Raw genomic sequence first — 7212 nt, 5'->3', positions numbered from 1 at the left:
GGGTGAGGTTTTGGAGAGATTGGTTGTGGCTAGAGGGGACGCCTCTGGCCTTTTTCTCTGGAAGTTGAGTGGGGGTGATAGTCTCAAACTTTTAGAGAAATGAGTAAGAGAGGAAGGGGGCCACAAAGAAAATGCTAAATACTTTTTAGTAATAGTTCACTCTTTGATGCCTTTTCGAGAACTTAAAATCCCTCACCTGATTTGAATTTAGTGGGGGATAGCGAAATAGTCTTCTGCTTAGAAAAAGGTATTGTACAGTGCTTTAATAGCTTTGTGTTCGTCTTGACTGTCGATAACAAACATGACAGAAACTTCGCTTGATCCTTGAGAAATCATAGCTAGGTTGATGTGACTATCAGATAGTGCCTTTGTTGCGGTAGCTGTTACCCCAATATGGCTCTTCATATTTTCACCTACGATCATGATAATGGATAGGTTTTTGGTAATACTTGCATGGTCTACTTCCAATTCATGGATAAGTCGGTGAAGAATTTCATCTTCTTTAATAGGCGTTAGCTCTCTTTGACGAATGACGATTGAAAGGTCATCAATTCCGGTAGGCATATGTTCCCAACGGATATTAAGGTCTTCTAAGATTTGGAGAACTTGACGTCCAAACCCTACTTCTCTGTTCATCAAATATTTTGACATGTTAATGCTGACAAATTGATCATCAGCAGAGATACCCACAACGACCGAAGGAGTATCAGTTTCATGTTTCAATACAATTTTGGTCCCAGGATGAGAAGGATTATTAGTATTTTTGATGACAATGGGAATTTTCGCTCTATAGGCTGGTAATAAGGCTTCGTCATGTAAAACTGAGAAACCTGCATAAGCTAGTTCTCGCATTTCTCTATATGTGAGTTCTTTAATAGAATGAGGGTTATGAACAATCCCGGGATGAGCAGCAAATATACCGTCAACATCAGTGAAATTTTCGTACAATTCAGCTGCCATCCCTGCTGCGATAAGAGATCCTGTGATATCAGAACCTCCCCGGGAGAATGTGCAGATTTGCCCGTCTTGAGTGACTCCAAAAAATCCCGGAATGACTAAAATCCCCTCTAATTGGTTAAGCTTTTCGATGTGATCATAGCTGACAGGTAAAACCCTTGCGTTTTGAGGTTCCTGACTAACAAAAAGACCGACATCTTTTGGGTGGAGATAGGTAGCGGTTAAGCCACTAGCTTGAAAATACGCTGCAATCAGTTTAGCATTGTTATCTTCTCCAGCAGCAAGGAATGTATCATATAAAAAAGGATTATGATTAATAGGAAGTTTTGCCAGCGCCTCTAGTGACTGTGTAATATCAGTACCGACTTGATTGTCTATCCCGAGGTCTTGGCAGATGGTTTGATAGCGTTGACTAATCCAATTAAGTGGCTCTTGAAAATCTTTTCCAGACTTGTATGCCTTATAGTAGGCAATCAAAGCATCTGTTACTTTGGTGTCATCAGGAGTACGTTTTCCAGGAGCTGAGACAACAACCACTTTTCGGTTTTTATCTTCTTTGACAATAGCTAAGACTTTTTTGAGTTGTTGGGCTGAAGCTAGGGAACTGCCTCCAAATTTGACGACTTTCATAAGAGAATCTCCATAATGTTTGAATATTAGAAAAATTATAACAGAAAAGAGGAGGTTTGTCAGTAACTTTTGAAAACTAAACTGTATGGGGACAGTATAACTAAAAATGGTTTCTCTTGTTTTTAAGAAATGATAGAATAGTAACATGACAAGATATAAAGCAACGATTTCCTATGATGGAACTCTTTTTTCAGGTTTTCAAAGACAAAGCCATGCGCGTACCGTACAAGAAGAAATTGAAAAGACTCTCCAGAAGTTAGCCAGTGGCCAACCAGTTCCTATTCACGGAGCAGGGCGCACAGATGCTGGTGTTCATGCTTATGGTCAGGTGATTCATTTTGATTTACCTCAAAAACGGGATTTGGAGAAATTACGTTTTGCCTTGGACACGCAAACGCCAGATGATATTGATGTAGTGGATTTAGCGATAGTTGCAGACGACTTTCACTGCCGTTATCAAAAGCATTCAAAAACCTATGAATTCTTAGTAGATAATGGTCGGCCTAAGAATCCCATGATGCGTCATTATGCAACGCACTATCCATATCCTCTCGACATAAATAAGATACAAGAGGCCATTAAGGATTTGGTGGGAACGCATGATTTCACAGGTTTTACAGCAGCGGGGACATCTGTCGAAAATAAAGTTAGAACAATTACAGAAGCAACCTTAGTTCAAGATGATAAAACGGGTTTTTTAGTCTTTACGTTTTCTGGCAATGGTTTTCTGTATAAACAAGTAAGGAATATGGTAGGAACTTTATTGAAAATTGGGAATGGTCGTATGCCAGTCGAACAGATTAAAGTGATTTTAGATTCAAAAAATCGTCAATTAGCAGGACCAACGCCAGCTGGTAATGGACTTTATTTAAAGGAGATTCGCTATGAAGACTAATTACGTTTTAGCTATGTCTGGGAATGATATTTTTAGTGGGGGTGGCTTATATGCCGATTTGGCAACTTATACCCGGCACGATTTACATGGTTTTGTGGCAGTAACTTGTTTGACAGCTATGACTGACAAGGGATTTGACGTTTTTCCGACGTCTACTGACCAATTTCGCTATCAGTTGAATAGTCTAAAGGATGTCCCTTTTGCTGCGATAAAAATCGGGCTATTACCTAATGCAGCTATTTGTCAGCTGGCATTAGATTTTATCAAGTCTCACCCCAATATTCCAGTGGTCTTAGATCCTGTACTTGTCTGTAAAGAAACCCATGATGTAGAGGTGGCTACTTTACGTGAAGAACTAGTGTCGTTTTTCCCTTACGTGACTATCATAACGCCAAATTTATTAGAAGCTCAGCTATTATCTCAAAAAACCATTAACTCATTGGAGGATATGAAAGAGGTCGCTAAGGATCTTTATCAATTGGGAGCAAAGCACGTGGTCATCAAAGGGGGGAATCGTTTTAGCCAAGAGAAGGCAATTGATCTTTTTTATGATGGTCAATCCTTTGAGATATTGGATAATCCTGTGCTTGAACAAAATAATGTTGGTGCGGGTTGTACATTCGCCTCAAGTATTGCGAGTCAACTAGTTGAGGGGCGAACAGCACTAGAGGCTGTGCAGGCTTCAAAAGAGTTTGTCTATCAAGCTATTTTAAAATCAGATAAATACGGAGTGAAACAAGGTGATGCAAAAAAGTAAAACAAGACAAATGAGTTTATTGGCGGTATTGACAGCTTTAACGATTGTATTAGGGCGATTTGTGATGGTTCCGACACCGACAGGATTTTTAACTCTTTTGGATGCTGGTATTTATTTTACTAGCTTTTATTTGGGAGCTACTCAAGGAGCTATTGTTGGCGGGTTGTCAGGCTTTCTCATTGATTTAATAGCAGGATATCCTCAGTGGATGATTCATAGCTTGATTGCGCATGGTGCTCAAGGCTATTTTGCTGGTTGGACAGGTTATAAACGTTGGTTAGGTATCCTTTTAGGGTCTGTAATTATGGTTGTCTGGTATTTTCTTGGATCTTTGATGTTAGGTTATGGCTTAGCAGGTTCTTTAGCTGGCATTTTGGGAAATGTGATGCAAAATACTTTTGGACTTTTGGTAGGCTACCTTATTTTTAGAGCGATGATCGCTTTTCAGAAAAATAAGTAGGGAGAATGGGATGAATCTACAGGATTTAGAAGAACAAACTAGAGCGATTGTTAGTGATATCATTGAGCGCTCTGCGATTAAACCAGGACAGGTGTTTGTGCTAGGTCTCTCTTCAAGTGAAATCATTGGGGGGCGGATTGGCCAGCAATCTAGCCTAGAAGTAGGTCAAGTGGTCGTTAAGTCAGTTTTAGAAGAGTTACATAAGCGTGGTATTCATTTGGCAGTTCAAGGTTGTGAACATGTCAATCGTGCTTTAGTGGTAGAAAGCCAAGTAGCTGAAGAGAAACAGTTAGAAATTGTTAATGTGATTCCAAACCTCCACGCTGGCGGTAGTGGACAAGTGGCAGCCTTTCGTTACATGTCGGATCCTGTAGAGGTGGAAACTATTGTTGCCGATGCTGGGTTAGACATCGGGGATACCTCGATTGGGATGCATGTTAAGCGAGTTCAAGTCCCTTTAATTCCTTGTCAACGTGAACTAGGCGCTGCTCACGTAACGGCCTTAGCCAGCCGTCCTAAATTAATTGGAGGAGCGAGGGCTGATTATTATCAAGATCTCATTCGGAAACACTAAAACCCATTTCTCTAAGTGGAGCATAACTCTTTCTTGGAGAAATGGGTTTTTAGCAACTGATGTTATGATTGCGGAGCGGTAGGATAGCTAATAGCGGTTGGTAAAGAAATCCCTTCTTTGATTAGGGCTTCTTGATACAATCGGTAGAAAGTGTGGTAAATCATAAATTGCTGCCCATTGTCTGTGAAAATAGTCACGCGAAACGTGAATTGCCCGTTAGGATTTGTTTGGGGCCCTAGGATATTAGGTTTGCCGACAATTTGAGGGTAATTGGGTAATTCTCTCTCGTTCACCGCTTCAATGATTTTAGTCACCTGACTCAAATCAACGGTGGAGTAGAGTGGAATTTCTATTAAAGCTCGCATGTTACCACGCGATTTATTGCTCACAACAGTGATGCTACGATTAGGAATATAATGTAGAGTGCCGTCAAATCCTCGAACTTGAGTGGTTCGGATACCAACACCAGAAATCGTCCCTTCGATACCGGAAATGGCGACATAATCTCCAACCTCAAATTGATTTTCAAAGAGGATAAAAAAACCATTTACAACATCAGACAAGAACCCCTGAGCTCCAAGACCTATGGCCACCCCAGCGATTCCAGCCCCAGCGAGGAGGCTTGAAACGGGAATGCCAAACAGGCTGAGGAGCCAGTAAATGAGAAGGAAATACAACACATAATTTAAGATGTTGTGAGTTAACTTGGATAAGGTTTTTTGTCGCGCCTCACTTTGTCTAGAATAGGAAAATGATTTAGCGATAGTCTTCTCAAAAAGGTAGTTACTGACGCGTTTGAGAATAGCAAAAAAGACTAGCAGGAGGACAAGAGAAACTAGTTTTGAAAAAATAGCTAGGCTAATGTCCTCAATATGAAATTGCTCTAAGTAACGGAATATAACTGTCATGGGTCATCCTTTCTTCTAGATAGTTTACCAAAAATAAGGCAACATTGAAAAGCAATAAGTGATCACTCTACTAGAAAATAGCTTTTTAATTCTTGAAAATCGAATCAGTTGCTCTGGATTAATGGAAACTGACTAACAAAAGGTACACCATATGATTTTGAAAAGTTGCGCGCGTGAGGAACCTTGTTGCTCTCACTTCTTGAAATAATTAACTAGAAAGCCATTAAAAAATAATGTCATTTATAACAAAAAATTGTGCTTTTAAAAAAAACTGTGTTATACTTTTCTCATAGGACCTATTCTTGTTTGCAAACAGACGCAGTTAATTGCTCAAATTTTTTTAAGTGCTTATGGAAGCGCTTGCGTAAATAGAACGGAGATACTCAATGGTAGCACAAAAGACAAAAGGACTGTTTACTAAATTATCAATAGCAGGGTTAATCTTTGGTTTATCTAATACTAGTCTAGTTCCATTAATATCAACGCAGGTTGTCAGCGCTGAATCAAACCAAATTGCCATGAAAGATGGCGCTATCCTTCATGCATGGTGTTGGTCCTTTAACACCATAAAACAAAACATGAAAGCTATCAAGGATGCTGGCTATACAAGTATCCAAACGTCACCGATTAACGCAGTGATACCTGGGGATAACGGTAGCAAAGATTTGAAGAATTGGTATTTTCATTACCAACCCACTGATTACACAATTGGCAATTATCAGTTGGGAACCGAAGATGAGTTTAAAGCCATGGCAGCAGAAGCTGATAAATATGGTATTAATATTATTGTGGATGCGGTTTTAAATCATACAACTACAGATATCAATGCTGTGAGTGAAAAAATTAAAGCCATTCCAGATTGGACTCATGGAAATCAAGGAATTGAAAACTATAATGATCGTTTTCAATTGACTCAACATGCTTTATTGGGCCTTTATGATTTAAATACGCAGAATAAAGCTGTCCAAGAATACCTTCTTAATTATTTAAAACAAGCTGTAGCAGATGGGGCAGATGGTTTTAGGTTTGACGCAGCGAAGCATATTGAACTGCCGGGAGAGTTTAATAGTGATTTTTGGACTAATATCTTAGCTAACAGTGGCGCTAAATTCCAATATGGTGAGGTCTTGCAAGATGGCGCTTCTAATGAGGCTGGTTATGGGCAAATCATGAGTGTAACAGCTTCAAATTACGGTAAATTTATTCGAGAAGTTTTAAAAAGAAGATATGTTGAGAACGATCATCTTATTAACTTCCAAATGGGAAATGTACCAGACGATAAATTGGTTACCTGGGTAGAATCGCATGATACTTACGCTAACAAAGAGGAAGAGTCAACAAAATTAAGTGATGAAGATATTAAGTTAGGCTGGGGAATTGTTGCAGCTAGAAATGAAGGTGCACCCCTCTTCTTCTCACGGCCGGTGGGTGGAGGTGGTCAACATGGACGCTTCCCAGGAACAACTAAAATTGGTGATGCTGGAAGCGATCTCTTTAAAGATCCAACGATTGTTACGATCAATAAATTCCGCAATGCTATGAATGGTCAATCTGAATACATCCGAAATCCTAATATGGACCAAGGACTTGTGATGATTGAACGTGGTGGTAAAGGAGCTGTTATAACTAATTTAACCAGCGAAGAAAAGGGAATTCATTCCGAAACAACGTTAGCGGATGGTCAATACAAAGACATTATCACAGGTCATATTTTTGAAGTGTCTAATAAGCAGATAAGTGGTAAAATGGCACCTAGAATAGTTGCGGTTTTATATCCTATTACGCAATAAAATCACTCATTGTTTCAATCACATTAAAAAGTCTTATCTCAGGATAAGGCTTTTTAAAAAGGGTTACGATGTTAACATGAGGTGTTATCCTGTGATGAAAGAGGCGGGTTCGTTTTCACGCCAAACGCATGAAGAAACTTTTGTTTTCAGAAAACTAGATTCATAATGACAAAATCAATCAAAGTAGTACACTATAGATGAGGTGACTACGATGATTGATTTTATTATTGCTATTGATGAT

Annotated in this window: 7 protein-coding genes; 5 read left to right on the top strand and 2 right to left on the bottom strand. The window is 39.3% G+C overall.

Features of this window, described 5'->3' with window-relative positions:
• Positions 1-237: 237 nt before the first annotated feature.
• Complete coding sequence (locus ACYTR8_RS09695) at positions 238-1587, bottom strand: aspartate kinase (RefSeq protein ID WP_269759967.1); 1350 nt, start codon at positions 1585-1587, stop codon at positions 238-240.
• Between the two features lie 145 nt (positions 1588-1732).
• On the opposite strand from ACYTR8_RS09695, the gene truA reads away from it, so the two are divergent.
• The 4 genes from truA to ACYTR8_RS09675 are packed head-to-tail and all read left to right on the top strand — an operon-like array spanning position 1733 to position 4273.
• Entirely contained in the window at positions 1733-2482 is a 750-nt protein-coding gene (truA, locus tag ACYTR8_RS09690) for a tRNA pseudouridine(38-40) synthase TruA (protein WP_269759968.1), read from the top strand.
• Entirely contained in the window at positions 2472-3239 is a 768-nt protein-coding gene (locus ACYTR8_RS09685) for a bifunctional hydroxymethylpyrimidine kinase/phosphomethylpyrimidine kinase (protein ID WP_479640711.1), read from the top strand. The genes truA and ACYTR8_RS09685 overlap by 11 nt, the downstream gene beginning before the upstream one ends.
• Positions 3226-3699, top strand: coding sequence for an ECF transporter S component (locus ACYTR8_RS09680; RefSeq protein WP_111715102.1), 474 nt, complete (start codon positions 3226-3228; stop codon positions 3697-3699). Before ACYTR8_RS09685 ends, ACYTR8_RS09680 begins: the two co-directional genes overlap by 14 nt.
• A gap of 10 nt (positions 3700-3709) precedes the next feature.
• A complete protein-coding gene (locus ACYTR8_RS09675) occupies positions 3710-4273 on the top strand; it encodes a TIGR01440 family protein (RefSeq protein WP_479642082.1) in 564 nt (187 codons plus the stop codon).
• A 62-nt stretch (positions 4274-4335) separates the two neighbouring features.
• Here the strand turns inward: ACYTR8_RS09675 and ACYTR8_RS09670 are convergent, their stop codons facing one another.
• Positions 4336-5181 (bottom strand): mechanosensitive ion channel family protein, encoded by an 846-nt coding sequence (locus ACYTR8_RS09670; protein ID WP_003061406.1) that lies wholly within the window; start codon positions 5179-5181, stop codon positions 4336-4338.
• 386 nt (positions 5182-5567) lie between these two features.
• Between ACYTR8_RS09670 and ACYTR8_RS09665 the strand changes: the two genes are divergently transcribed.
• Positions 5568-6971 carry an alpha-amylase family glycosyl hydrolase gene (locus ACYTR8_RS09665; protein WP_479642083.1) on the top strand — a complete coding sequence of 468 codons (1404 nt, stop codon included), beginning with the start codon at positions 5568-5570 and terminating at the stop codon, positions 6969-6971.
• The last annotated feature ends 241 nt before the right edge of the window (positions 6972-7212 follow it).

The sequence above is a fragment of the Streptococcus sp. F2 genome (assembly GCF_056500955.1).
This window is presented reverse-complemented; position numbering and strand designations above follow the sequence as displayed.

Coding starts and splice junctions, on each gene's coding strand:
- ACYTR8_RS09695 (WP_269759967.1), bottom strand. CDS start 1,587: ATGAAAGTCGTCAAATTTGGAGGCAGTTCCCTAGCTTCAGCCCAACAA.
- truA (WP_269759968.1), top strand. CDS start 1,733: ATGACAAGATATAAAGCAACGATTTCCTATGATGGAACTCTTTTTTCA.
- ACYTR8_RS09685 (WP_479640711.1), top strand. CDS start 2,472: ATGAAGACTAATTACGTTTTAGCTATGTCTGGGAATGATATTTTTAGT.
- ACYTR8_RS09680 (WP_111715102.1), top strand. CDS start 3,226: ATGCAAAAAAGTAAAACAAGACAAATGAGTTTATTGGCGGTATTGACA.
- ACYTR8_RS09675 (WP_479642082.1), top strand. CDS start 3,710: ATGAATCTACAGGATTTAGAAGAACAAACTAGAGCGATTGTTAGTGAT.
- ACYTR8_RS09670 (WP_003061406.1), bottom strand. CDS start 5,181: ATGACAGTTATATTCCGTTACTTAGAGCAATTTCATATTGAGGACATT.
- ACYTR8_RS09665 (WP_479642083.1), top strand. CDS start 5,568: ATGGTAGCACAAAAGACAAAAGGACTGTTTACTAAATTATCAATAGCA.